Annotated in this window: 27 protein-coding genes and 1 pseudogene; 14 read left to right on the top strand and 14 right to left on the bottom strand. The window is 58.5% G+C overall.

What is annotated here, in order from left to right; genetic code table 11:
• The first annotated feature begins 35 nt into the window (after nt 1-35).
• The 3 genes from L3X40_RS06360 (at nt 36) to L3X40_RS06350 (ending at nt 2,562) form a co-directional block, all read left to right on the top strand.
• Entirely contained in the window at nt 36-464 is a 429-nt protein-coding gene (locus tag L3X40_RS06360) for a rubrerythrin family protein (protein ID WP_237364924.1), read from the top strand.
• Between the two features lie 149 nt (nt 465-613).
• Nucleotides 614-1,942 carry a heterodisulfide reductase-related iron-sulfur binding cluster gene (locus L3X40_RS06355; RefSeq protein ID WP_237364923.1) on the top strand — a complete coding sequence of 443 codons (1,329 nt, stop codon included), beginning with the start codon at nt 614-616 and terminating at the stop codon, nt 1,940-1,942.
• 20 nt (nt 1,943-1,962) lie between these two features.
• Nucleotides 1,963-2,562 (top strand): DUF3501 family protein, encoded by a 600-nt coding sequence (locus tag L3X40_RS06350; protein WP_237364922.1) that lies wholly within the window; start codon nt 1,963-1,965, stop codon nt 2,560-2,562.
• Between the two features lie 83 nt (nt 2,563-2,645).
• On the opposite strand, the gene L3X40_RS06345 is transcribed toward L3X40_RS06350, so the two are convergent.
• Both L3X40_RS06345 and L3X40_RS06340 read right to left on the bottom strand, forming a co-directional pair.
• Nucleotides 2,646-4,241 carry an isocitrate lyase gene (locus L3X40_RS06345; protein WP_237364921.1) on the bottom strand — a complete coding sequence of 532 codons (1,596 nt, stop codon included), beginning with the start codon at nt 4,239-4,241 and terminating at the stop codon, nt 2,646-2,648.
• A 90-nt stretch (nt 4,242-4,331) separates the two neighbouring features.
• The gene (locus L3X40_RS06340) at nt 4,332-4,487 is read right to left on the bottom strand and encodes a hypothetical protein (protein WP_237364920.1); all 156 of its coding nucleotides are present in this window, start codon (nt 4,485-4,487) and stop codon (nt 4,332-4,334) included.
• A gap of 195 nt (nt 4,488-4,682) precedes the next feature.
• On the opposite strand from L3X40_RS06340, the gene L3X40_RS06335 reads away from it, so the two are divergent.
• Complete coding sequence (locus tag L3X40_RS06335; RefSeq protein WP_237364919.1) at nt 4,683-6,074, top strand: helix-turn-helix domain-containing protein; 1,392 nt, start codon at nt 4,683-4,685, stop codon at nt 6,072-6,074.
• Between the two features lie 14 nt (nt 6,075-6,088).
• On the opposite strand, the gene L3X40_RS06330 is transcribed toward L3X40_RS06335, so the two are convergent.
• On the bottom strand, nt 6,089-7,342 hold the full coding sequence (locus tag L3X40_RS06330) for an MgtC/SapB family protein (RefSeq protein WP_237364918.1): 1,254 nt from the start codon (nt 7,340-7,342) through the stop codon (nt 6,089-6,091).
• A gap of 180 nt (nt 7,343-7,522) precedes the next feature.
• Between L3X40_RS06330 and folE the strand changes: the two genes are divergently transcribed.
• Genes folE through L3X40_RS06315 form a run of 3 tightly spaced genes read left to right on the top strand, consistent with a single transcriptional unit; the run spans nt 7,523 to nt 9,322 of the window.
• Complete coding sequence (gene folE / locus L3X40_RS06325; protein ID WP_445177159.1) at nt 7,523-8,143, top strand: GTP cyclohydrolase I FolE; 621 nt, start codon at nt 7,523-7,525, stop codon at nt 8,141-8,143.
• 1 nt (nt 8,144) lies between these two features.
• On the top strand, nt 8,145-8,921 hold the full coding sequence (locus L3X40_RS06320) for an SDR family oxidoreductase (protein WP_237364917.1): 777 nt from the start codon (nt 8,145-8,147) through the stop codon (nt 8,919-8,921).
• Nucleotides 8,918-9,322: a dihydroneopterin aldolase gene (locus L3X40_RS06315; RefSeq protein ID WP_237364916.1), complete on the top strand. Its 405-nt coding sequence runs from the start codon at nt 8,918-8,920 to the stop codon at nt 9,320-9,322. The genes L3X40_RS06320 and L3X40_RS06315 overlap by 4 nt, the downstream gene beginning before the upstream one ends.
• Nucleotides 9,323-9,328: 6 nt before the next feature.
• Here L3X40_RS06315 and L3X40_RS06310 read toward each other — a convergent pair whose 3' ends face one another.
• The 8 genes from L3X40_RS06310 to L3X40_RS06275 form a co-directional block, all read right to left on the bottom strand.
• Nucleotides 9,329-10,213: an alpha/beta fold hydrolase gene (locus L3X40_RS06310; RefSeq protein ID WP_237364915.1), complete on the bottom strand. Its 885-nt coding sequence runs from the start codon at nt 10,211-10,213 to the stop codon at nt 9,329-9,331.
• Nucleotides 10,214-10,409: 196 nt separating this feature from the next.
• Entirely contained in the window at nt 10,410-11,030 is a 621-nt protein-coding gene (gene rplI, locus L3X40_RS06305; protein ID WP_237364914.1) for a 50S ribosomal protein L9, read from the bottom strand.
• Nucleotides 11,031-11,041: 11 nt separating this feature from the next.
• Entirely contained in the window at nt 11,042-11,266 is a 225-nt protein-coding gene (gene rpsR, locus L3X40_RS06300) for a 30S ribosomal protein S18 (protein ID WP_237364913.1), read from the bottom strand.
• A 17-nt stretch (nt 11,267-11,283) separates the two neighbouring features.
• Complete coding sequence (gene rpsF, locus L3X40_RS06295) at nt 11,284-11,727, bottom strand: 30S ribosomal protein S6 (RefSeq protein ID WP_237364912.1); 444 nt, start codon at nt 11,725-11,727, stop codon at nt 11,284-11,286.
• A 244-nt stretch (nt 11,728-11,971) separates the two neighbouring features.
• Complete coding sequence (locus tag L3X40_RS06290; RefSeq protein WP_237364911.1) at nt 11,972-13,180, bottom strand: ABC transporter permease; 1,209 nt, start codon at nt 13,178-13,180, stop codon at nt 11,972-11,974.
• Nucleotides 13,180-13,884 (bottom strand): ABC transporter ATP-binding protein, encoded by a 705-nt coding sequence (locus L3X40_RS06285; protein WP_237364969.1) that lies wholly within the window; start codon nt 13,882-13,884, stop codon nt 13,180-13,182. Before L3X40_RS06285 ends, L3X40_RS06290 begins: the two co-directional genes overlap by 1 nt.
• A gap of 4 nt (nt 13,885-13,888) precedes the next feature.
• Nucleotides 13,889-15,232: an efflux RND transporter periplasmic adaptor subunit gene (locus tag L3X40_RS06280; RefSeq protein ID WP_237364910.1), complete on the bottom strand. Its 1,344-nt coding sequence runs from the start codon at nt 15,230-15,232 to the stop codon at nt 13,889-13,891.
• On the bottom strand, nt 15,229-16,623 hold the full coding sequence (locus tag L3X40_RS06275) for an efflux transporter outer membrane subunit (protein WP_445177158.1): 1,395 nt from the start codon (nt 16,621-16,623) through the stop codon (nt 15,229-15,231). The genes L3X40_RS06280 and L3X40_RS06275 overlap by 4 nt, the downstream gene beginning before the upstream one ends.
• A gap of 159 nt (nt 16,624-16,782) precedes the next feature.
• Here L3X40_RS06275 and fabD point away from each other — a divergent pair, with 159 nt between their 5' ends.
• The 5 genes from fabD (at nt 16,783) to mltG (ending at nt 21,314) form a co-directional block, all read left to right on the top strand.
• Entirely contained in the window at nt 16,783-17,718 is a 936-nt protein-coding gene (gene fabD / locus L3X40_RS06270; protein WP_237364909.1) for an ACP S-malonyltransferase, read from the top strand.
• A 49-nt stretch (nt 17,719-17,767) separates the two neighbouring features.
• Complete coding sequence (fabG, locus tag L3X40_RS06265; RefSeq protein ID WP_237364908.1) at nt 17,768-18,505, top strand: 3-oxoacyl-[acyl-carrier-protein] reductase; 738 nt, start codon at nt 17,768-17,770, stop codon at nt 18,503-18,505.
• A gap of 211 nt (nt 18,506-18,716) precedes the next feature.
• Entirely contained in the window at nt 18,717-18,953 is a 237-nt protein-coding gene (locus L3X40_RS06260) for an acyl carrier protein (RefSeq protein WP_237364907.1), read from the top strand.
• 125 nt (nt 18,954-19,078) lie between these two features.
• On the top strand, nt 19,079-20,338 hold the full coding sequence (fabF, locus tag L3X40_RS06255; RefSeq protein ID WP_237364906.1) for a beta-ketoacyl-ACP synthase II: 1,260 nt from the start codon (nt 19,079-19,081) through the stop codon (nt 20,336-20,338).
• A 4-nt stretch (nt 20,339-20,342) separates the two neighbouring features.
• A complete protein-coding gene (gene mltG / locus L3X40_RS06250) occupies nt 20,343-21,314 on the top strand; it encodes an endolytic transglycosylase MltG (RefSeq protein ID WP_237364905.1) in 972 nt (323 codons plus the stop codon).
• Nucleotides 21,315-21,321: 7 nt separating this feature from the next.
• Here the strand turns inward: mltG and L3X40_RS06245 are convergent, their stop codons facing one another.
• From L3X40_RS06245 to L3X40_RS06235, 3 genes are all read right to left on the bottom strand, one after another.
• Complete coding sequence (locus tag L3X40_RS06245; protein ID WP_237364904.1) at nt 21,322-21,657, bottom strand: PilZ domain-containing protein; 336 nt, start codon at nt 21,655-21,657, stop codon at nt 21,322-21,324.
• Between the two features lie 90 nt (nt 21,658-21,747).
• Nucleotides 21,748-23,082, bottom strand: coding sequence for a 30S ribosomal protein S12 methylthiotransferase RimO (rimO, locus tag L3X40_RS06240; RefSeq protein WP_237364903.1), 1,335 nt, complete (start codon nt 23,080-23,082; stop codon nt 21,748-21,750).
• Nucleotides 23,083-23,167: 85 nt separating this feature from the next.
• Complete coding sequence (locus L3X40_RS06235) at nt 23,168-24,199, bottom strand: potassium channel family protein (protein ID WP_237364902.1); 1,032 nt, start codon at nt 24,197-24,199, stop codon at nt 23,168-23,170.
• Between the two features lie 157 nt (nt 24,200-24,356).
• Here L3X40_RS06235 and L3X40_RS06230 point away from each other — a divergent pair, with 157 nt between their 5' ends.
• Both L3X40_RS06230 and L3X40_RS06225 read left to right on the top strand, forming a co-directional pair.
• Nucleotides 24,357-25,169 (top strand): universal stress protein, encoded by an 813-nt coding sequence (locus L3X40_RS06230; RefSeq protein WP_237364901.1) that lies wholly within the window; start codon nt 24,357-24,359, stop codon nt 25,167-25,169.
• A gap of 51 nt (nt 25,170-25,220) precedes the next feature.
• A pseudogene (locus L3X40_RS06225) lies at nt 25,221-25,426 on the top strand (hypothetical protein); the annotation flags it as partial.

Genomic DNA, 25,426 nt, shown 5'->3' with positions numbered 1-25,426 from the left:
CCTGGATTCAATGTCGCAATTCAAGGAGACATGCCATGGAACTCACGGGTTCGAAAACCGAAGACAATCTGAAAGCCGCCTTCGCGGGCGAAAGTCAGGCCAATCGCCGCTATCTTTATTTCGCTCAGCAGGCGGATATCGAGGGCTATAACGATGTGGCCGCTGTTTTCCGTTCGACCGCAGAAGGCGAGACCGGCCACGCGCACGGCCATCTGGAATTTCTGCAAAGCGGTGGCGGCGATCCGGCGACCAATATGCCAATCGGCGACACGTCATCCAACCTGAAGTCGGCCATCGCGGGCGAAACCCACGAATATACCGACATGTATCCGGGCATGGCGAAGACCGCCCGTGAAGAAGGCTTCGACGAAATCGCGGATTGGTTCGAAACGCTTGCCAAGGCGGAAAAGAGCCATGCCGGCAAGTTCACCAAGACGCTGGATGGCATGGAAGCGCTCGCCTGATAGGGCAGTGACACCATAAGTCCGTTTGTTTCGAGCTTGTCGAGAACCGCCGTCGAGAAAAGCCCTGGAGCATATGCTCCGGTTCTCGATGGGTATATCTCGACAAGCTTGAGGCCTGTTCTGGGCGTCTGTTATAAGGAACAATCCGAATGAAAGAAGGCAGCCTGGAGGCGCCGACCCGTCACCCGATCGCGTGGCAGGACGAGAGTTTCTACGATGAGAAAGCGTTGGACGCCGAACTGCGCCGCGTGTTCGACATTTGCCACGGCTGCCGACGCTGTTTCAACCTGTGTGACAGTTTCCCGACGCTCTTCGATCTGGTCGATGAGAGCGAACATGAGGATGTCGAGCATCTCGACAACAAGGATTTCAAGAAGGTCGTCGATGCATGCACGCTATGCGACATGTGCTTCATGGTGAAATGTCCCTATGTGCCGCCGCATGAATGGAACGTCGATTTTCCACATCTGATGCTCCGCTATCGCGCCGTCGAGCACAAAAATGGTGTCACCGGCCTCGCCGACAAGGAGTTGGCCAAGACCGACCGCAATGGCAAGCTGGGGACGATGTTCAGCGGACTTGCCAATATTGCCACCAGGGAAAATGGCCCGGCACGGGGCGTGATGCAGGCGACTTTGGGTATCGACAAACGCGCGCATCTGCCGGCCTTCGCCGACGCGCCGCTGACGAAGAAAGCCGCGGATCGCATCCCTGCGCCCAATCCCGACGCGCTGGGGTTTGGCAAAAAGGTGGTGCTCTATGCCACCTGCTACGGCAATTTCAATGATCAGACGCCGGGCGAGGCAGCGATGAAGGTGTTGGCCCACAATGGCGTTCAGGTGCGGATCGAGCATCCGGAATGTTGTGGCATGCCCAAGTTCGAAAATGGCGACCTGAAAGCCGTGGCGGACGCTGCGGAGCGGATTTCCGCCTATTTCGCTCCAATGATCGCGGATGGTTATGACATCGTGCCGCTGACGACCAGTTGCTCGCTGATGCTGAAATTCGAATGGCCGCTGCTCAATCCAGGTCATGAGGGAATCCAGACATTGAGCGAGAGCACTTATGACCTGAGCCAGTATATGGTGGCCTTGGCCAAGGAATGCGGGTTAGCCCCGATCGATGAAATGCCTTCCAGCGTAGGTGTGCATTTCGCCTGTCATAGCCGGGCGCAGAATATGGGGCCAAAGGCATTGGAGATGCTGCGCCTCATCCCCGGCACGAAGCCGGCATTGACCGATCGCTGTTCGGGGCATGGCGGTAAATGGGGTATCTTCAAGCAGAATTTCGACACGGCTATCAAGGTCGGCCGCCCCGCCGCGCGGAACCTGGAAAAGGGCGCGCCGGATTACATGGTCAGCGAATGTCCGCTCGCCGGCCAGCATTTGCGGCAGGTGATGGCGTTGTCCGGTTCGGAAAAGGTGCCGGATCGGATCGGGCATCCGATCGAGCTTATGGCGAAAGCTTATGGATTTTAATCGGAGCTAGTGTGGAGTTGATGAACATGCCTCGCCAACAGCGCATCATTACTGCCGAGGATATCATGGACCTTGGTACGTTTGAAACCATCCGCGCGGAGAAGCGGCAGGAAAACCTTGTCCGCAAACGGTTTCGCCGGTTGTCGGTGGGGCCGCATGTGACGGTGCACTTTGAAAACTGGGATACGATGTGGTGGCAGATTCACGAAATGCTGCGCATTGAAAAGGGTGGCGAGGAGCAGCTCAAGGATGAGCTTGCCGCCTATAATCCGATGATCCCGAATGGTAGCGATCTGACGTGCACATTGATGTTCGAAATCGATGATCCCAAAATTCGCGCGCGCGTGCTGGGTCAGATTGGTGGGGTTGAGGATCATATCTTCCTCAGCATCGATGGCGAAAAGATCGCAGGGGTGCCTGAAGGCGATGTCGAACGCAGCACGCCAGAGGGCAAGGCATCGAGCGTTCATTTCCTGCATTTTCCCTTCACCGACGCGCAAATTTCCGCATGGAAGAGCGGAGAGGGGCAGGCGATGTTTCACATCGATCACCCCAATTATGGGCATATCGCTCTCATCAATGATGAGGTGCGGCGCGAACTGGCCGGGGATTTCGCATAAAAAAGCCCGCCGCGAGTTTCCTCGCGGCGGACAGACTTTCCTCCCCAGGAAAGATCGTTGAGCCTTGTGTTGCGAACCGGTTTTCAGGCAGCGAATTGGTTCATAGTGTTGTGGGTGCCGCCAGCCTTCAGAGCGGCTTCACCTGCGAAATATTCCTTGTGGTCGTCGCCGATGTCGGAACCAGACATGTTCTGGTGCTTCACGCAGGCAATTCCTTCGCGGATTTCCTTGCGCTGCACGCCTTTGACATAGCCTAGCATGCCTGCGTCGCCGAAATATTCCTTAGCCAGATTGTCAGTCGACAGCGCGGCGGTGTGATAGGTCGGCAGCGTGATCAGGTGATGGAAGATGCCCGCGCGCTTGGCGGCGTCACGCTGGAAAGTGCGGATCTTGTCATCGGCTTCGGCGGCAAGATCGGTGCCATCGTAATCCACGCTCATCAGCTTGGCGCGGTCATAGGCCGACACATCCTTGCCCGCCGCTTCCCAAGCGTCATAAACCTGCTGGCGGAAATTCAGCGTCCAGTTGAAGCTGGGTGAGTTGTTGTAAACGAGCTTCGCATTGGGAACAGCTTCACGGATGCGGTCGACCATGCCTGCGATCTGCTCGATATGCGGCTTTTCCGTCTCGATCCAGAGCAGGTCAGCGCCGTTCTGGAGCGACGTGATGCAGTCGAGAACGCAGCGGTCCTCGCCGGTTCCGGGACGGAACTGGTAGAGGTTGCTGGGCAGGCGCTTGGGCCGCATCAGCTTGCCATCGCGATTGATGATGACGTCGCCATTTGCCTGCGCGATGTCATCGATCTCTTCGCAATCGAGGAAGCTGTTATACTGGTCGCCAATATCGCCCGGTTCCTTGCTGTAGGCGATCTGCTTGGTAAGGCCGGCGCCGAGCGAGTCCGTGCGGGTGACGATGATACCATCCTCGACCCCCAGTTCCAGGAAGGCGTAGCGGCAGGCGCGGACCTTCGCCAGAAAGTCCTCGTGCGGAACCGTTACCTTGCCGTCCTGATGGCCGCACTGCTTTTCGTCGCTGACCTGATTTTCGATCTGCAGGGCGCAGGCGCCCGCCTCGATCATCTTTTTGGCAAGCAGATAGGTCGCCTCGGCATTGCCGAAGCCTGCGTCGATGTCCGCGATGATCGGAACGACATGGGTTTCGTAATTGTCGATGGCGTGCAGCAGGCGCTGCTCCTCCATCTGGTTGCCGCTTTCACGCGCCGTGTCGAGCTCGCGGAACATCATGCCCAGTTCGCGGGCATCGGCTTGCTTGAGAAAGGTGTATAGTTCACCGATCAGCGCAGGCACCGAAGTTTTCTCATGCATCGACTGGTCGGGCAGGGGGCCAAAGTCGCTGCGCAGCGCGGCGACCATCCAGCCGGAGAGGTACAGATAACGGCGCTTGGTCGAACCGAAATGCTTCTTGATGGAAATCATCTTCTGCTGCGCGATGAAGCCGTGCCAGCAACCCAGTGACTGCGTGTAATTGGCGGGATCGGCGTCATAGGCGGCCATGTCCTCGCGCATGATCTTTGCGGTGTATCGCGCGATGTCGAGACCGGTGCGGAACCGGTTTTGCAACTGCATACGCGCGGCAGATTCGGCGTCAATGCCGTCCCAAGTGCCTTTATATCCCTTGATAACATTGCCCAGTTGGGCGATCTGATCGGCATAGGTCACTGGAAACTCCTCAAAATATTGTGAGGACCCACTGCGAAACCGCGAGTTCCGCAGCGGGTCAACTTTCCTCCCCAGGAAAACGAAGGTTTGTCAGGCCAGACGGCCCAAACGGTGATACAGGGCGCTAAGCTTGCTGGACTCTGGCCGGTCCTGCATTTCCTTCAGATAATGCGCCACGGCCTGCTTCATGAGTCCGAAGTCTTCGGTGGAGAAGACTGCGCGTGGTCGGGCTTGCTGTTCAGTCATGATCATTCTCCTTGCTCAGTGTGCATGGGCTTCTGCTTTCCATGAGAAAGCGTTGCGTCAGTTGTGCTGCACCACGGCGATTCATGCTATGAATTTTGTAAAAAATTGTGGAGAATTGGTCGGCGATTTGCGAATAAAACTTGTAATAGTGTAAATTTATTTACTAATGGGTCCGACGCAAGCGGATGAAATGCTATGGCTGACCAGAAACTTTTTGCGGGACACGCTATCAAACGGTTACGGCGGCGGGCGGCAATGACGCAGCTGGCGCTGGCTGGCGCGCTGGATATTTCGCCAAGTTACCTGAACCTTATCGAGCGGAATCAGCGGCCATTGAGCGCGGCGCTAATGCTGCGGCTAGCCGAACGGTTCGACTTCGATCCCAGAAGCCTGACCGACGATATACCTGGGGGCGGCATTGACGGCCTTAAGCGCCGATTGGCCGATCCGCTGTTTGCCGACCTGCAAATCGACCGGACGGAGATGGAGGAATGGCTGGCCGCGGCGCCCGGCAGTGTAGAGGCATTTGCCCGTTTGTTCGACCGGATGGCGGAAGGCGGCGCGGTTGCGGAGGGCGCGGTGGAAGCAAAGCCGGTCACGATGGTCAGGCGGGAAATAGAGCGCTGGCGTAATCATTTTGCCGATCTGGACGCACAGGCGGAGGCATTGGCCGATGAATTGCGGTTGGGAGCGGGCGATCTGTATGGCGCAATTGCCGAACGGTTGCGCGTCAAGCATCAGCTTTCCATCCGTATATTGCCCGCCGATGTCATGCCCGACCGCTTGCGTCGATTGGACTTGCATGCGCGGCAGTTGCAGCTTTCCGAAATGCTGGATCCCGCATCACGCACTTTTCAGGCGGCGTTTCTGCTGGGCCAGATCGAGGCTACGCAAGAGATCGAGGCTCTGGTCGGCGGTGCGGGACTTGCCGAGCGAACGGCAGAGCGGTTTTTCCGGCGCCATTTGACCAGCTATTTCGCTGCGGCACTGATGATGCCCTATGCGCGTTTCCTGCGCGCTTGTGAGGGGAGCGGATATGATTTGTTGCTGCTCCAGCGGCGCTTTGGTGCGGGATTCGAGCAAGTGGCGCATCGTTTGACGACGTTGCAGCGGGTGGGCGCACGAGGCTTGCCGTTCTTCATGTTACGTATCGACCGGGCAGGGCAGTCGTCAAAGCGCTATGCGGGCGCTTCGGGGGCGCTGCTGGTTGAGGCGGAGGGACGTTGTCCGCTATGGTCCGTCCATGCCGCGTTCGATCAGCCCGGCGAAATACAACGGCAACTGGTGGAACTGGAGGGCGGCGAACGCTGGTTCACGCTGTCGCGCACGGTGCAGGGACAGGGATTTCGCGCAGGTGGAAAGGCGATGTTCGCCGTTGCACTGGGCGTCAATGCGGAGCTGGCCACACCGATTGGCTATGCGCGCGGACTGGATCTTGAGAGCGGCGCGGCGACACCTATGGGGCTTGGTTGTGCGGCCTGCACGCGCGCCGGCTGTGCGCAGCGGTCTGCCCCACCCAAAGGACGCACGCTCAGCTTCAATGAGCGGGAGCGCGGGCTGACGCCGTTCGAATTTGCGGCGGATTAGAGCGGGCCGAACGGCTACCCGGCGAGGAACGCCAGTCCCGCGCCGGACGCCGCGACGCTGGCAAACAGTGGCATAGCGGCGCGCCAGCCCTTACGCCCCGGTGCGATGATCAATGCCAGCACACCCTTGAAAGCAGTGTTCACGAGCACAGGACCTGCAAGAATGAGCCCCGCATCATGCGGTGAAAGCGTTCCGGCCGGTAACCCGGACATCGAAAGGACCGCAGCATCGACATCGGCAAGACCCGTGATCGACAGGAGGATAGCAACGCCGGCATCGCCAAATTGCGTCTCTGCCCATCTTACGGCGACGGTAACGCCCGCAACCATGGCAGCAAGGATCAGCGCGGGAATAAAATCAAGCGGATTGCCAAGCTTCACGCCATTGCCGGGCTGACCATCTTCGGCGCGGCGTAATGCCAGGGCTGCGAACAGAATGGCGGTGATTGTCGCAGGCACCATCGCCAGTGCGAGCGAGAACAGGACAGACGGCATCAGGACAGCCGTCAACAGCATCACACGTATGAACATGATGAGGGAAGCGATGGCTATACCCGCGACCAACGCACCTTCACCCGGCACATCAGCTTTCAGCTTGCGGGAAAAAGCTATGGTGACGGCGGTGGAGGATACGATGGCGCCACACGCTGCAGTAACCAGAAAGCCGCGTTCCGGGCCAATCCGCCGCGACAATACATAGCCGGTGAAGGACAGCCCCGATACCAGCACGACCACCAACCAGATGTTGCGGGGATTCAAGGCGTCATAGGGGCCCATCGCTCTATCGGGCAACAGCGGCAGGATGACCAGCGCGATCAGTGCAAAGCGGGCAATGGCCTCGACTTCAACGGCGCTCATCCCTTTCAGCCAGCCGTGGAACTGATGCCGCATCGACAGCAACAGCGTGGTGACGGCCGCGGCTGCCAATACCTGTATCCCGAACCCCAGCGTTGCGGCAACACCCAGACCAAAGGTCAACAGTCCGGTAATGGTGTTGGTCACACTCACATTGTCGTCATGCTCGGTCGACCGCAAGTAACCGGCAACCAGTGTCGCGGCAACGCCGCCAGCCAATATGACCATGAGCGGCACTGGCAGAAGCCCAGCAACGCCCCCTGAAAGGCCGAGCAGCCCAAATGTGCGAAAACCGCTCACACGTGATCCGGCGGGATTTTTGCGATATTGCCAACCGCGCTCCAGACCGATCAACAAGCCGGCGGTCAGCGCGATCGCCAGCGCCTGTATGACGTTCATTTCAGCGCCGCCCATGCAATTCACCGCCCCCCTGCCATCCCGAATATATGCATGATCGATCGATGATGCGAGGGGACAGAGCCGCATCAATCCATGATGTGATCGATTTTGGCCGCGACCACTGGCCTTTTATATTGTTCGCCCCCATATAAACCCGGAAATGGTTGGCCGTACTACCGTTAATGGGGAGGAATATTGGCACATTCAGACAGGGCTGGTGATGGCGACCTCGTTGAGTCGCCGACCAAAATTCCGATTCCAGAAGAGGTGCAGGATGCGATCCGTACATTGATCCGATGGACGGGCGACGATCCTTCACGCGAAGGTTTGCTGGACACGCCCAAGCGGGTCGCACGCGCATGGAAGGAATATTGTCGCGGCTATGGTGAGGACCCCGCTCATCATTTGAGCCGCGTATTCGAGGAAGTCGGCGGTTATGACGAAATTGTCCTGTTGAAGGACATCCCGTTCCAGTCGCATTGCGAGCATCATATGGCGCCAATCATAGGTGTCGCGCATATCGCCTATCTGCCGCGCGATCATGTTGTTGGCATATCCAAGCTTGCCCGCGTGCTGAACGCTTATGCCCGACGATTGCAGGTGCAGGAACGACTGACGGCGGAGGTAGCGGATTGCATCTGGACTCATCTAAATCCGCATGGCGTTGCTGTGGTGATTGAGGCGACGCACGCCTGCATGACTGCGCGCGGAGTGCGCACGCCCGGCGTTACCATGAAAACCAGCCGTATGATGGGCACTTTCCGCGAGGATGAGAAAAGCCGCGAGGAAGTGCTGGCGCTGATGGGTGTCGGATAGGATGGAAGCGCCCGCCGGCAACGTGCTGGTCACGGGGGCGGCGCGGCGGATCGGCGCGGCGATCGCCCGGGATCTGGCGGCCCATGGCCACGGCGTTGTCATTCATTACCACAAATCCGGCGACGAGGCGAAAACGTTGCAGGCAGAGATCGTGGCTGCCGGGGGGCGCGCCGTGTTGTGCGAGGCCGATCTTGCAAAGGCAGGGGAGGCCGAGGCGCTGATCGACAGGGCGGGGATCGCACTGGGCGAACCGCTTACCGCACTGGTCAATAATGCATCACTGTTTGCGTTCGACCGCGCCGCCGATGTGACACGCGATGCGCTGGAGCGGCATTATCAAATCAATGTCATCGCGCCCGTTATCCTCGCGCGGGATCTGGTGCGGCAGCTTCCTGATGGTATGCAGGGGGTGATAGTCAACCTGCTGGACCAAAAGCTTGCCAATCCCAATCCGGATTTTTTCAGCTATTCGCTCAGCCGTTATGCCATGGCGGGTGCGACTATGTTAATGGCACAGGAGTTTGCCGGACGGTGTCGCGTCAATGGCGTTGCGCCGGGGATCACCCTGCCCAGTGCCGACCAGAGCGATGCGGCGTTTGCGGCGGTGGCGCGGGAAAATCTGCTTGAGCGGGTCTCCAACGCGCAATATCTGGCGGATGCGGTACGGATGCTGTTGCGCAACGATGCGATCAACGGCCAGTGCCTTTGGGTGGACGGAGGGCAACGATTCATGAACCAGCCACGCGACGTGATGTTCATGGAGCAAGGCGCGGCATGAGCTTGCTGTTCCGTTTTCTGCCCGACGACGCGAATATCGCTCATGCCTATGTCACACGGCTGGACAATTACCGGGTCGACATGTTCCTGGGCGTGCATGCGCATGAATTGGACAGCCCGCAGCCGGTGATGGTGACGGTCGAAATGCTCTCGCTCTACGATCATCCGGTGGAGGACCAGATAACCGAAGTCGTCGATTACGACTTCCTGCGCCTGGAAATCGGCAAGCTGGCCAAGACCCAAAAATTCGCGCTGCAGGAACATTTTTGCGACCGGGTGGCGCAATTATGCTGGGCCTTTGCGCCCGTCACAGCAGTGGCGGTGGAAAGCTGCAAGACGGATATTTATCCTGACGCGGCAGTGGGATGCCGGATCGTGCGGTTGCGGAAGCGGGAGGGGTAAAAGCGGTCATTCATCGGACAGGAAACTTTCGATTTCCCTAAGGAAATCATCGTGTCGATCATGATGAACCCAGTGTCCGGCATTTTCATAAAGTGACACCCGGGCATTTCGAAAATGGCGTGCACGACCGTCCTGAGCGGGATTCGACGCCCAGCTTTGCGCCCCGTAAACCAGCAATGTTGGGCAACGAATGCGTTGCCGTAATATCTCGATATCCGCCTGAGACAAATCGACCGGCGATTGAGCACGAATATAATTGTCGAACTTCCAGCTGTAACTGCCGTCTTCATTCTGGCTCATACCATGCACAGTCAGATGTCGGGCACGTTCGGGAGAAAGGTGGGGATTTTCCTGCATCATCCGCTGCAGGGCATTCTCAATAGTGTGGTAGCGACGGGGTTGACGGCTGCTGAGTGCACGCTGTTCATCAATCCAGTTGCGCATCTGTTCAACCATCGGAATTTTCATGCGCTTGGCCATCAGGGCCGGTGCATCGCCAAGTCCCTCTATGGCAACCAATCGCCGTACGTTTTCGGGATAGAGTCCGGTGTAACGAATTGCGATATTCCCACCCAGCGAATGGGCCACGATGTTGAGAGGGGCTAATCCCTGTTGGTGAATGAGCTGTGCGAGATCATACACATAGGCATCCATCGTATAGCGGCCATCGGACGAATGGGAGCTGTCACCATGGCCGCGAAGGTCCGGTGCAATTACGTGCCATTTGTCACACAATTCCTGCGCGATCCAATCCCAATTGCGACAGTGGTCGCGGCCGCCATGAAGCAGCAGGAGCGGAGGTGCCTCTGGATTGCCCCAGTCGACATAGTGAAGACGAAGTCTCTGGGATATATAGGTGCGCGAGGCTGGGCTGGACAGGAAGTCTTTCATAGATGTTCCTTAGCGAATCCGATCAATGTCTGCTATGGGGAGATTACGTCACGCCCCTTCACATGAAGGCGTGATCGACATGGGCTTTCCTCCAAAGTCTGGGGAAGACCCCTTGGGAACCCGCCCCCGCCTCAATACACAAAAAAGCCGCCCATCATGTGATGGACGGCTTTTTTGTTCGGTACTCCAAAAAAGATCAGGCCTCTTCGGCGCCTTCTTCTTTTTCTTCTTCGGCGGTTTCTTCGAACGTGTCCGCGGGTAATTCGCCCGGTTCCGCGTTGGGATCGTAATCCTCGGTGAAGCCTGCCTCGTCCTTTTCGAAAAGGTCAGCCATCACATTGACGCCAGCCTTCTGAAGCTCCGCTTCTTCGGGTGAGCGAGCGACGTTGACCTGGATCATCACGGCGACTTCGGGGTGCAGGGCGATGCGGACGTCCGCAATACCCAGCGACTTGATCGGCCGTTCCAGAATGACCATCGACTTGGTGACGGCGGTGACGCCATCAGCTTCCAGCGCCTCGACAATATCGCGGACCGATACGGAGCCATAGAGGTGGCCGGCGTTGGATGCCTGACGGATCAGGACGATCTGGCGGCCTTCGACGTCCTTCGACGCGCTTTGTGCATCGGCGCGCTTGGTGGCGTTGTCGGCTTCGATCTGCGCGCGGTTGGCCTCAAAGACTTTCTTGTTGGCCGAATTGGCGCGCAGCGCCTTGTTGTTGGGAAGCAGGAAGTTGCGCGCATAACCGTTCTTCACGGTGACGACGTCGCCGATGCTGCCCAGCTTCTCGATGCGTTCGAGCAAAATGATTTCCATGATTTCGCTCCTTACTTCACGATATAGGGAAGCAGGCCGATATGGCGTGCGCGCTTGATGGCCTTGGCCAGTTCACGCTGCTTCTTTGCAGACACCGCGGTAATGCGGCTGGGGACGATCTTGCCCCGCTCGGATACGAAACCCTGAAGCAGGCGGACGTCCTTGTAATCGATCTTCGGCGCGTCCTTTGCGGCGAAGGGGCAGCTTTTGCGGCGGCGGAAAAATGGGCGTGCCATGTGTCTTTACTCCTCGCTCAATCTTCGTGGCTGCTACGGTCGCCGCGAGGCGCCCGATCACCACGGTCTCCGCGATCACCACGGTCTCCGCGATCGCCACGGGGGCCACGATCTCCGCGGTCGCCACGATCACCGCGGTCGCTCTTGCGCATCATGACCGAGGGTTCGGATTCCAGCGTATCGACCTTGACGGTCATATAGCGGATCACGTCTTCGTTGATCGCGGTCTGGCGCTCCAGTTCCGCCACAACGCCAGCGGGGGCGTCGATGTTCAGCATGACATAATGCGCTTTGCGGTTTTTCGCGATTCTGTAAGCGAGGCTGCGCAGGCCCCAATTTTCGGTCTTTACGACCTTGCCTTCATTGCTTTCGACAATTTCCGTCGCCTGCTGCGCGAGCGCGTCTACCTGGGCCTGGGCCAGATCCTGACGCGCAAGAAATACATGCTCGTACTGCGGCATGGTTTCATGCTTTCTATGTTGGCCGATTGCTGACGCCGCACCATGCGGTCGCCCCTCCGGCTATCGTCTTCAATATAATCAGGGGCGAAGAGTCGGACTCTTCACCCCGGATGGCAGCGCCTATGACCGATTGCGGTCCGAAAGGCAAGGGGGTGTGAGAAAAGGCCTTTGTTCCTCTCCGTTTGTCCTGAGTAGCCATTTCGACTGCGCTCAGCCCCTACTCAGGGCAAACGGTGGTGAGGTGCTATTCGTGGCGTAGCGCATCGATAGGGTTTAGGGACGCGGCGCGCTGGGCCGGGAAAAAGCCAAAGATAACACCAATGGCGGCGGAAAAGACAAAGGCGAGCAGATTGATCTGCCAGTCGAAGGTAAAGGGCACCTGAATGATCGGAGCCAGGACGAGGCTGGCTATCAGCGCGATCAGGATGCCCAGCAAGCCGCCGAGGCAGGCGAGCACAACCGCTTCGACCAGAAACTGCATCAGCACTTCACGTGCGACCGCGCCGATGGCGAGACGGATACCGATTTCCCGCGTTCGTTCGGTCACGGACACCAGCATGATGTTCATGATACCGATGCCGCCGACGAGCAGGCTGACCGCCGCCACCGCACCAAGCAACGCCGTCAGTATCTGCGTCGTTCCGGACAGGGTGTCGCTGATCTGCTTGGTGTCGAAGACTGTGAAGTCATCTTCCTTGCCCGCGGTGATATGCCGGCGTTCACGCAGCAGGTTTTCGATCGAGGACTGAACCGTTGCAGTGTCGTAATTGTCATCGACCGCGACCATGATAGAATCCACGTCCTGATTACCCATGAACCGGCGCATCACGGTTTTGATGGGCATGATAGCGATGTCGTCCTGGTCGCTGCCAAAGCCGCTTTGCCCGCGTGTCGAAAGGACGCCGATCACTTCGCAGCTTACATCCTTGAGGCGGAGTCGCTTGCCGACCGGATCTTCTCGTTTGAACAGGTTGCTGCGTACCGTATTGCCGATGATGCAGACCGATTTGCCCGCCTGCTCTTCCTTGGCCGTGAAGACGCGACCTTCTGTCAAATTCCATTGCTGAGCAGTGAAATAGGCTGATGTCGTACCATTGACGGTCGTTGTCCAGTTGGCCGCGTTGCGCACTGCGACGACCGAGGTCTGGGTCTGCGGGGCAACGGCTTTGACGCCCGCAATCTGTTGCCTGATGACGTCTGCGTCAGCAAGCTTGAACTCGGGTGGACGCGGACCGCCGCCACCACGACCAAAGCCCCGGCCGGGGCGGATTTGCAGGATATTGGCGCCAAGGCTGCTGATCTGTTCCTGCACCGCCGCCGTCGCGCCATTACCCAGCGTCACCATGGTCACGACGGCGGACACGCCGATGACGATGCCCAAAATGGTGAGGAAGGACCGCAGAAGATGCCGCCTGATTTCCCGGATGGCGAGGATGATGGTGGTGCCCAGCATCAGTGTTTCACCCCGTTGACTTCATTACGTTCCACAAGGCCATCGCGGAAATGGATCACGGTGCGGGCAAAGGCCGCCATCTCCTCTTCATGCGTCACCATCAATATGGTGATGCCGTTGTTGCGATTGAGATCGGTCAGCAGCGCCATTATCTCCATCGATGTGGCCGTATCGAGATTACCCGTCGGTTCGTCGGCAAGCAGCACATCGGGGCGGGTGACGATAGCCCGGGCAATGGCGACGCGTTGCTGTTGCCCGCCGGACAATTCGGCCGGGGTATGATCCCACCAGTCTTTCAGTCCCACCTTGTCGAGCGCGGCCATGCCGGTCTCATGCCGTGTGGCACGATCTTCGCCGCGATAGAGCAGGGGCAGTTCGACATTTTCCAATGCGGTGGTCCGCGCCAGAAGATTAAACCCCTGAAATACAAAGCCCAGATATTTGCGGCGGAGCAGCGCTCGCTGGTCGCGGTCCAACCGTTCGACATGGACGCCATGAAAGGTGAAATGACCGCTGGTCGGCACGTCCAGACAGCCCAGGATGTTCATCGTCGTCGATTTTCCTGATCCCGAAGGCCCCATGACGGCGACAAAATCCCCCTGCGCAACGTCCAGGTCCACGCCCTTGAGCGCCTGAAACGCCGCTGGGCCGGTTCCGAACGTTTTTGTAACACCGCGGAGGGATATGAGAGGCGGGTGGGCCACAGAGTCAGTCATTCTTGCTGGCGAGTTGGCCAGTGATCAGGTTCATGCCCGGTTTCAGGCCCTTTCCGGTTACGACCGTCTGATTGCCATCGCTATTTCCGACTTGAACCTCGATCGGATCGGGTTGGCCGTCATCGCCCAGAACATAGATGGTCTGGCGGCTTCCCCGAGTAATTCCGACTTCCTGCCCCATCCGCTTCCGGCGGCCTGATCGCTGCGGTATGATCATGCTGGTAACGCCGCTCGATCTTTCTCCGCGACCGGCACTTTCAGGCGAAAAGCGCAATGCCGCATTGGGCGCCAGCAGCGCGTTCTTTTCCTCGCGCGTGACAATTTCGGCGGTCGCCGTCATGCCGGGACGCAGGTTAAGCTTGCTGTTATCGACAGACAGGACAGCGGTATAGGCGACGACATTCCCGGTCGACGTCGTGGTGGAAGAGGATGAACTGCTTTCGGTTGAATTGGACCCGACATTCACCCGCTCAATCCTGGCCGGAAAGGTCTGTCCGGGAAAGGCATCGACTGTAAAGGTGGCCCGCTGCCCCATACTCACTTCGCCGACATCGGCTTCATCCACCGCAACCTGCAACTCCATCTGCGACAAATCCTCAGCGATAATGAAAAGGACCGGAGCGTTCAGTGACGCCGCAACCGTCTGACCCGGTTCAATGTCACGTACCAGCACGACGCCATTGACGGGAGAAACGATGCGCGCCTTGCCAAGGTTGGTTTGCGCAGTGGCGAGTTGAGCCCGGGCCTGCAGGACCTGGGCCTGTGCGGACCGGACAGCAGCTACCGCACGACTGTAATCGGCGCGGCCACTATCAAGTTCCGTTTTTGATGGCACTTTGCCGCCTGACAGTTTGTAGACCTGTTCCAAGCGCGCCAGATTGGATTGCGTTTGCGAAGCCGTAGCCTGTGCTTCGCCTACCCCGGCCAGTGCAGCGGCAAGGGCTGCCTTGTTTTGATTCACCGCGTCGACGAGGCGGGAGGTGTCCAGTGTGGCGAGGGCCTGACCCTTTGTAACCTTGTCATTCACATCGACATAGACGTTAGTGATGAGGCCGGATTGTTCGGAGCCTACGTCGACCTGATTAATCGGTTTCAAATTGCCCGTGGCCGACACTGTGACGGTCAGATCGCCACGTTCCAGATCCTGCGTCGCATATTGGGCGCGGTCGCTGCCCGTAAAGCAACGGGACAGGAGCAGCAGGAGAATGAGCAGCAGGACGCCGACGCCGCCGCGGACGGCCCACTTCTTCCAGGGCTTCTCTGGTTTTACGCCGAGAAAGTCGTGAAGGTCGACGCCTTCCTCTATCTCGGTCGTGGAAGTGTTTTCATTGTTCATTGGGCATTTCCGTCCATAGTCTGCCATCCGCCGCCCAGAGCGCTATAGAGCTGCGCGACGGCCAGTGCCTCGTCAGCGCGGGCATTGGCGCGCCCATCGCTGGCTGAGAGCAGCGATTGTTCCGCGGTTAAAAGCGTCTGAAAATCGGTAACACCCGCTTGATACTGGCTGCGGGCAAGGAGAGCGCTGTTGCTGGCAGCATCGAATGCAATGGTGAACTGTTCGGTCCGGCCTCGTGCCGACTGCACGGCGGAAAGAGCGTTTTCCACGTCTTCGAGCGCGGTCAGCACGCTTTGTTTATAAGCGGAAAAAGCCGCGTCGGTCGCTGCCCTTTGTGAGCGGACCTCCGCCGCGCGGGCGCCGCCATCGAAAATTACCTGCGCGATGCTGGCAAATAAACCGCCGGTCACGATGTCGGTCAGCTTGCCAAGCGACAACGCGCTGGTCCCCACATTTCCGGAAATCTGCAAGGAAGGCAGCAGATTGGCCTTTGCGACGCCGATGCGCGCCGTTTGCGCCGCAAGCTGGCGTTCGGCGCTGCGGACATCGGGACGCTGGCGCAACGTGTCGGCGGGAATGCCGGTAACGATCATGTCGGGTGCGACTGGTATCGGTGCTGTTTGTTCCAACGCAGCGGTCGCGATGCCCGGAGCCTGTCCTGTCAGGACCGCGATGCGGTTAAGCGCGCCGCGATATCCTGCTTCGAGCGACGGAATGGCGGCGGCGGTTTGGGCACGCTGCGCCCGCGCGCTTTCTTCATCGAGCGAGGATGTCAGCCCTGCCTGCACCCGCCATCCGGCAATGTCGAGATTGTCGCTCTGATACTGCAATGTATCGCGGGCGATGCGCAATCGTTCCTGCGCCAGACGTGCCTGTATGTAATTGGTCACAGTTTCCGCGATGATCGCAGTGCGCACGCTGGCAAGGTCGTAATAGCTGGCCGCCGCATCTGCCCTGGCGGCTTCAACGGAGCGGCCGATGCCGCCAAACAGATCGATTTCCCAAGCCGCATCCGCGCCAATCGCGTAGCTGCTGCTGTCGGGACGGTCACTATCGAAATTACGCCCGCCACTTGCCGATCCCGTGGCGTTGGGGAGATAAGCTGCGCGCGACTGTACCAGCGCCGCCCGCGCTTGCCTCAACCGGGCCTGTGCCTGCGCAATGTCCAGATTGGCGTTTACTGCCTGTTCGACCAGGGCGTTAAGGGTGTCGTCGCCCAGAATGGTCCACCAGTTCGCCAGCTGTTCATCCGATGCTGTTTCGCCCTGCGCCTGATAATATTCGTCAGGCACACCAAGGGCGGCGGTTTGCGGCGCACGATAGTTCGGCCCCGCTGCACAACCGCTGGCTGCAAGCGCCAGTCCAAGCGACAGGATCATGGTGTTACGCACTAATGCTCTTGCTCCGGCAGGTTGGATCACATTTTTAGGCGGCAACGCTTGCCTAGCGGCGTTTGCCTATCTAGTCCCTGCCCAAATCCATCTTTCGCTACAATGAATATCGTGTCGTAAAGTGTAACAGCCGTTTGCGGCAAAGGGAGAAACAGGGCCATGCGGGCATTCATCTTTCCAGGACAGGGCAGCCAGTCGGTCGGTATGGGCAAGGCGCTTGCCGATGCAAGCACCGTTGCGCGCGAAGTGTTTCAAGAGGTCGATGAGGCATTGGGCCAGCATCTCTTTCGCGTCATGTGCGAAGGACCGGAAAGCGACCTGACACTGACTGAAAATGCACAGCCTGCCATTATGGCCAACGCGATTGCGACATTGCGCGTCATGGAGAAGGAAGGCGGTATCCGCCTGGCCGACAAGGCGGATTTCGTCGCGGGTCACAGCCTCGGCGAATATACAGCCTTATGTGCTGCGCAAGCGCTGGACCTCAGCACAGCGGCCCGCCTGCTGAAGCTGCGCGGCCGTGCCATGCAAGCCGCGGTTCCGGTGGGTGAAGGCGCAATGGCTGCACTGCTGGGCGCTGACATCGAAAAGGCACAGGCTCTTGCCGATGCTGCGGCGGAAGGCGAAATTTGCACGGTTGCCAATGACAATGATCCCACGCAGGTGGTGATTTCGGGACATCGCGGCGCCATCGAGCGGGCAGTGGCCATGGTCAAGGATCACGGCATCAAGCGAGGCGTGCTGCTGCCGGTGTCGGCGCCTTTTCACTGCCCGCTGATGCAGCCTGCCGCCGACGCAATGGCGCAAGCACTGGCGCAGGCAGAGATGCGCGGCCCCCTGGTCCCGGTCTATGCGAATGTGCTGGCGGCACCGATTGCCGCGCCTGACGATATTCGCGCCAGACTGGTTGAACAGGTGACCGGCCGCGTGCGATGGCGCGAATCGGTGATGGCCATGTTCGACGCCGGCGTCACCGAATTTGTCGAACTGGGCGGCAAAGTGCTTGGTCCAATGGTAAAGCGCAGCGCCCCCGATGCGACTGTTACCAGTATTATCACGATGGATGACATCGAAGCCGCTTTGGCCGGGTTTTGACGATGGCGGATGCAGCCCGACGTTCAAAGGCGAATAGGAAAGGATGACCATGTTCGATCTTACAGGCATGACTGCCCTTGTCACCGGCTCTACCGGCGGCATCGGGTCCGCCATCGCAAAGGCGCTGGCCGCGCAGGGTGCGACGTTGGCGCTTTCGGGCACGAGTGAAGATAAATTAGCGGCGTTCAAGGGCGAACTGGGCGGTGATCATGTCATTCTGCCCTGCAATCTTGGCGATCCGGCTCAGGTGGATGCCTTGGTTCCTGCGGCCGTCGAAAAGCTCGGCAAACTCGACATCCTCGTCAATAATGCAGGCGTTACGCGTGACAATCTGGCCATGCGAATGAAGGATGAGGAATGGGATCAGGTGATCCGCATCAACCTGGAGGCCGCATTCCGCCTTGCTCGTGCGGCGTGCAAGCCGATGATGAAGGCGCGCTTTGGCCGGATCATCTCCATCACATCGGTCGTGGGTGCAACCGGTAATCCGGGGCAGGCCAATTATGCCGCATCGAAGGCAGGGCTTGTCGGCATGTCAAAGGCACTGGCTGCTGAACTGGCCAGCCGTAACATCACCGTTAATTGCGTGGCGCCGGGCTTTATCAAATCGGCGATGACTGATGTGTTGCCCGATGCGCAAAAGGCGGCGTTGCTTACCAAGATCCCGGCGGGCAAGCTGGGTGAGGGTGAGGATATCGGAGCAGCGGTGGCGTATCTCGCCAGCAGGGAAGCCGGGTATGTCACTGGATTGACGCTGCACGTCAATGGCGGGATGGCGATGTTGTGATCTTCCGTCGAGTTTGAGTGGCTTCAGGCTGGTCGAGAAGGCAACTCGGGAAGTTGGTGGCGCGGAATCTCTCGACTTCGGTTCTCGATGGACTTGAACCTGGGCTTGATACAAACGGATTGGCCCTGCAAATAGGCTTGCGAAGCCTTTAATCAGCTACTAGGGCAAATGCCGACCAATGAATTCATAATCCCAACCAGAAGGATCTCTCATGAGCGAGACAGCCGACCGCGTAAAGAAAATCGTCGTTGAACATTTGGGCGTTGAAGCCGAAAAAGTGAATGAAGAGGCGAGCTTCATAGATGATCTGGGTGCTGACAGCCTCGACATTGTCGAGCTGGTCATGGCTTTTGAAGAAGAATTCGGCGTTGAAATTCCTGACGATGCGGCCGAAAAGATTGGCACCGTCAAGGATGCGATCGACTATATTGAAGCCAATAAAGGCTGAATTGGTCGCGACTGACCTCCGGCGGATGTGATGCCGGGCCGATGATTTGAAAGCGGCTCTCCGGCCCGGGCGCATCCCGCGGAAGGAGGGCCGCTTTGCGTAGTGCGTTGATAATGGAGCATGTTATGCGTCGTGTGGTTATAACCGGTTTGGGCATGGTGTCGCCTTTGGGCGGTGACGTTGAAACCAGCTGGAAGAACATTTTGGCGGCCAAATCGGGCGCAGCCACGATCACGCGTTTCGATGCCAGCGACTATGCATGCAAGATCGCGTGCGAGGTAAAGCCAGCCGACCATGAATATGGCTTCGATCCGATGAAGCGTGTGGATCACAAGGTCCAGCGGCAGGTCGACCCGTTTATCATCTTTGGTATTGATGCTGCGGGACAAGCGCTGGAAGATGCGGGCCTTACCGACATGAGCGAGAAGGAACGTCTGCGCGCGGGATGTTCCATCGGTTCGGGTATCGGCGGTTTGCCAGGTATTGCGAGTGAATCCATCGTATTGCACGAAAAGGGTCCACGCCGTGTCTCTCCCCACTTCGTGCATGGCCGCCTCATCAACCTGATTTCCGGGCAGGTTAGCATCAAATATGGTCTGATGGGGCCCAATCATGCCGTCGTCACCGCCTGTTCGACCGGCGCGCACAGCATTGGCGATGCTGCCCGCATGATTGCGATGGACGATGCTGATGTCATGCTGGCCGGTGGCGCGGAAGGCGCGATCTGTCCGCTCGGTATTGCCGGTTTTTCGCAGGCGCGGGCGCTTTCGACCAATTTCAACGATACGCCGGAACGTGCATCGCGGCCCTATGACATCGACCGTGACGGTTTCGTCATGGGTGAGGGCGCGGGCGTCGTCGTGCTGGAGGAATATGAACATGCCAAGGCGCGCGGTGCGAAAATCTATGGCGAGGTCATTGGCTATGGTTTGTCGGGCGATGCCTATCATGTGACGGCGCCGCATCCCGAAGGTTCGGGGGCGTTCCGTGCAATGGAAATGGCCATGCGCAAGTCGGGTCTGGCGCTGTCGGACATCGACTATGTCAATGCGCACGGCACCTCCACGCCATTGGGCGACGAACTGGAACTGGGCGCGGTGCGCCGCCTGTTCGGCGATGCGATCGGCACCATGTCGATGTCGTCGACCAAGTCGGCCATCGGTCATTTGTTGGGCGGCGCGGGTGCGGTCGAGTCGATTTTCTGCCTGCTTGCAATGCGTGATCAGATCGTTCCGCCGACGCTCAATCTTGATAACCCGTCCGAAAATTGCGTCGGTGTCGATCTTGTCCCGCACAGGGCGAAGGAACGGAAGGTGAAGGCCGTGCTCAATAACAGCTTTGGCTTTGGCGGCACCAACGCCAGCCTGGTGATGAAAGCGCTCTGATCGCATGCGGCGGCTCGGCTGCCTTGTCCTTATCGCCGGTCTTTGTATCGCCGCGTTCCTGACGCTTAATTTCGTGCGCGGATGGATGGGCGATGGGCCTGCCGAAAAGGACACGACCGTAATCATTTCCGAAGGGATGACCTTGACGCGCGGGGCGCGGGATATGGAAAAGGCGGGCGTGATCTCTTCTTCCCAAGCGTTCCTGTCGCGTGCAAAGATTTTTGCTTCGGATGCGCCGATCAAGGCGGGTGAATATCTGATCCCCGCTCACGCCAGCAATCGCGACATATTGAACCTGCTGCAAAGCGGGAAGGTCGTGGCGCGGCTGGTGACGATCCCCGAAGGGATGCCGTCCATATTGGTGCATGAAAAACTGCTGTCCGAGAAATATTTGACCGGCGATGTCGCTGTGCCGCGTGAAGGGTCGGTATTGCCTGACAGCTATAGCTATGAGCGGGGGGAGCGTCGTCAGGCCGTGCTGGACCGGATGCAGAAAGCGATGAAAAACACGCTCGACGAACTATGGCGCGCGCGTGCCAAGGATGCAGTTGTGAAGACGCCGGAGGAAGCGTTGACCCTGGCCAGCATTGTCGAAAAGGAAACCGGCGTTCCGTCTGAGCGGCGGACGGTCGCGGGTGTTTACAATAACCGGCTGAAAATCGGCATGCGGCTACAGGCGGACCCGACGATCATCTATCCTATCACGCAGGGCAAGCCGCTTGGCCGCCGTATCAAGCGGTCTGAAATAGAGGCGGTAAACGGGTATAATACATACGCCATGGCGGGGCTGCCAAAGGGACCGATCGCAAATCCCGGCCGCGCATCGATTGAAGCCGTATTGCACCCCGCCAAGACCAAGGCGCTGTATTTCGTGGCTGATGGCAAGGGCGGCCATATCTTTTCCGACACGCTGGAAGAACATCAGGCCAATGTGAAGAAGTGGTTTGCCATCCGCCGGGCGCGGGGAGAGTTGTAAGCTCGGCTTATTCGGTGATCAGCGTGAGTGCGCGGAACAGCGTTCTTTCTATCGGGGCATCGAACCGGCATCCGATATTGTTGTCACTGCACCAGACCGCCGTGGCGGCAACAGGGTTACTTCCTTCGAATCTTAGCCAGAGCCGGTCATTGGCATTGAATTTGACTTCTGTGGCAACGCGACAACCATAGATGGAAAGATCCAGGAGCTGAGCGTCATGGGCTAGCGCTGCATGACGCCGGACCGTTGCACGTTGTTGCAGCACAACAGGGTGCCGAAAGGCTTTGCGTTGTTCAACCAGCGCGGGCGCCGGGCTGCGATATCGTGAATTGCGCAAACTCATTCCTGACCTCCCTCTCGAGCGGAATGCTAACACCCATTGTTCAATAATCGGTTAAATTGGAGGCGTAACGATTACCCTTCGCGCAGACGCTTAATTCTTGATGCCAACGCCGAACAGGTCATGTTCATCGGCATCTTCGATCAGCACGTCGATGATGTCGCCTGCCTTTAGCCCCGACGTATCGCGGAGGTGGACCTCGCCATCTATTTCGGGCGCATCGGCCTGTGATCGGCCGGTCGCGCCGCCCTCGTCATCGGCGATGTCGATTATAACCGGCAGGGTACGACCGATCTTGGCCTGCAGCTTGGCAGCGCTGATCATGGCTGTCTTTTCCATAATGCGCTGATAGCGGTCTTCCTTGACCTCTTCCGGCACCGGATCGGGCAGGGCGTTGGCAGCTGCGCCTTCTACCGGTTCGAAGCGGAAGGCGCCTACGCGGTCAAGCTGCGCTTCGTCGAGCCAGTCGAGCAGATACTGGAAATCCGCTTCGGTTTCGCCGGGAAAACCGACGACAAAGCTGGATCGGATGGCGATATCCGGGCAGATATCGCGCCAGTTGCGGATGCGCTCCAACACCTTTGCCTCATTGGCGGGGCGTTTCATGGCTTTGAGTACCGAGGGCGCGGCGTGTTGGAACGGAATGTCGAGATAGGGGGTAATCAGCCCCTCGGCCATTAGCGGAATGACGTCGTTCACATGCGGATAGGGATAGACATAGTGCAAACGCACCCACGCGCCGAGGCTTCCGAGTTCACGGGCAAGATCGGTCATGTGGGCGCGGACTTCCCGGCCTTTCCACTGGCGTGGCTGGTGCTTGATATCCACGCCATAAGCTGATGTGTCCTGGCTGATGATCAGCAGTTCCTTCGTGCCTGCCGCAACCAGCTTTTCCGCTTCGCGCAGTATCGCGTCGGGGCGGCGGCTGACAAGATCACCGCGCAGCGAGGGGATGATGCAAAAGGCGCAGCGATGGTTGCAGCCTTCGGAAATTTTCACATAGCTGTAATGCCTGGGGGTGAGCTTTAATCCTCCCTCGGGCACCAGATCGACAAAGGCATTGGGGACAGGCGGCGATGCTTCATGCACCGCGTTTACCACTGCCTCATATTGGTGTGCGCCGGTGATCGCCAGCACATCGGGGAAGCGGGCGCGAATGGCTTCTGCCTCATTACCCATGCATCCGGTCACGATGACACGGCCATTTTCGGCCATCGCTTCGCCAATAGCGTCGAGGGATTCCTCCTTGGCCGAATCGAGGAAGCCGCAGGTGTTGACCAGAACGACGTCGGCATCGTCATAGTTTGCCGACAGATCATAGCCATCGGACCGCAATTTTGTCAGGATACGCTCACTATCGACCAGCGCCTTGGGGCAGCCAAGCGACACCATGCCAATCTTTGGCGCAAGGGGGAGAGTTGTGACCATGCGCGCGAAATAGGGATGAACGCGGGCAATGTCACCTGTTTTGCGCCGCCATTCCGGAATGTGCCCCGGAATGGCGGCGATCTTGCTATTCGCCGCCCTCGACGATCTCGACTATCGTGTCGCCCATCTGCAATGAACGCGCGCCTTCTTCCCAGAAGCCGATAGCCTTGCCACCGCGATAGATGCGGACGCCAAGGCCGGTTGTAATGGCGGAAAGAGGATTACCGCACTCGGCGGAGGTTGCAGGACGTTCGTTGAGCTTGACCCTGCCGTGGACCGACGCCAGATCGGCCAGATAATCGCTGATATGCAGGCCGTGACAGGACCCGGCAAGCAAGAGTCCGGCAAAACTCACGGGATTGATCACTGTTGTTGCGCCCGCTTGCCGTGCGGGAATTTCGTTGTCCTCGTTGCGCACTGCGACGCTGATCGCGACGTTGGGCGCCAGGTGTCTGGCTGTCAGCGTTACGAGAATTGATGTATCATCCCGTCCCGCCGAGATTATGAGCGCGCTTGCGCGGCTGACCCGGACGGCCTCCAGCGTCTTGTCACGCGTCGCATCGCCACACAGGATATTGCAACCGAGCGCTTCGGCGTCCTGCAGCGCTCTTTCGTCCGGATCGACAACGACGATCCTGTCAGCCGGCGTGCCGCGTGCGATCAGTTCATGTATTGCTTCCGATCCGCTGGTGCCGAAACCGGCGGCGATGATGTGATTGTCGAGGTTTTTCTGAATACGGGCCATGCGCCACCTGTTGAATGTGTTCCGGATGACGAAATGATAGGCTGTACCAAGGAAGATCAGCCAGACGAATAGCCGCACCGGCGTCACGATCAGGGCTTCGAACAATCGAGCCTGTGGCGTGACCGGCACAATGTCGCCATAGCCCACGGTGGTTATGGTGACGGTAGTGAAATAGAGGATATCGACGAAATTGACATCGCCGTCCAGATTATCGCGCAGACTGTCCCGGTCCAGCCAGTGAACGAGCAGAACCAGGGCCATCAGCCCAAAAACGAGTGCAACCCGCCAGCCGATATCCGCTGCGGTGGAAAGGGAAGATCGGCGGCGGAGAAGCGCCTCCACCGGACCGCGCGGCGATTTGTCTATTCGCATTCTTGCGGAATAAGCATGATGGCGGCGGCTGTCACCTTGTTTGCTCAGATGCCAGCATGGAACAGCATCCGTATACTTGCGTAATTACCACGAGGCTGTCCTTGCCATAGGGTGCTGTCGCGTCGAGAGTCCTCGAAAAAGCTGAAGGAGACGGAAGATGAAATCGGTCTTGTTGCATGTCAATAACGACGACGGCCAGGAATCGCGGTTGCAAGCGGCGCTGGATCTGGTGCGGGCGCAGGAAGGGCATCTCACATGCCTTCAGGTAACCCCCGTCCAGCAATATGTGGCTATGGACCCTTTTGGCGGTTCCTTTGTGCTGCCGGCCAACCTTCAGGAATTGCGGGCGGAAGAAGCGCGGGAGCGTTCGGTCCTGGAGGAACGACTGGCCAGGGAGGACGTTGCCTGGGATTGGCAGCATTATAATGGCGATCTGGTCCAGACATTACTGAGCGTATCGCGCCTTGCCGACGTGACGGTCCTGACCCGGACGATGGCGGCACCCAAGGACATTGGTGCGCCGTTGCCTATTGCGGCGGATGTGGCCATTCACGCACATGGAGCCATATTGGCGGTGCCGCCTGAACTCAAATCCTTTGATGTTTGCGGGCGCGCGGTGGTGGCCTGGAACGGCTCTTATGAAGCGGCCCATGCATTGCGTTCGGCGGTGACATTGCTCGCCAGCGCGCAAGAGGTGAATATCGTCACGGTCGATGAGGATGCCAGCGGCTTTCCGGCGATCGATGCATCGGAATATCTGTCACGTCATGGCATTGCATCGGAACTGCATGAATGGCCGCGCAAGAACCGCACCGTTGAAGAATCACTGATGCACGCAATAGATGAGTTGAAGGGTTCTTATATGGTGATGGGTGCTTATGGGCGCAGCCGGTTGCGGGAGACATTGTTCGGTGGCGTTACCAAATATCTGATGGCTGAATGCCGCGTTCCATTATTGCTGTCTCATTGATTGCCTGCTCCATTGATTGCGTTGCGGTCGGGGGCAGGATAGATGGGTTGAATGGACAAGCCGAAGACATTGCAGTCGGAATTCAAGGCCGGATTGGAAGAAGCCGTTTTGCACTCCATTCTTTCGACCGTCCCTGATGCGATGATCGTGATCGATTCATCGGGACGTATATTGTCATTCAGTGTCCCGCTTTTTGGAGGAAACCCCCCGACTTCAGTCGGGAAGAGGCTTCAGCCGTTGCCTCGGGGAATAGTCTG

This window comes from Rhizorhapis sp. SPR117 (genome assembly GCF_021742065.1).
Note: the sequence above shows the minus strand (reverse complement) of the source record. Positions and strands in the feature narration are given on the sequence as shown.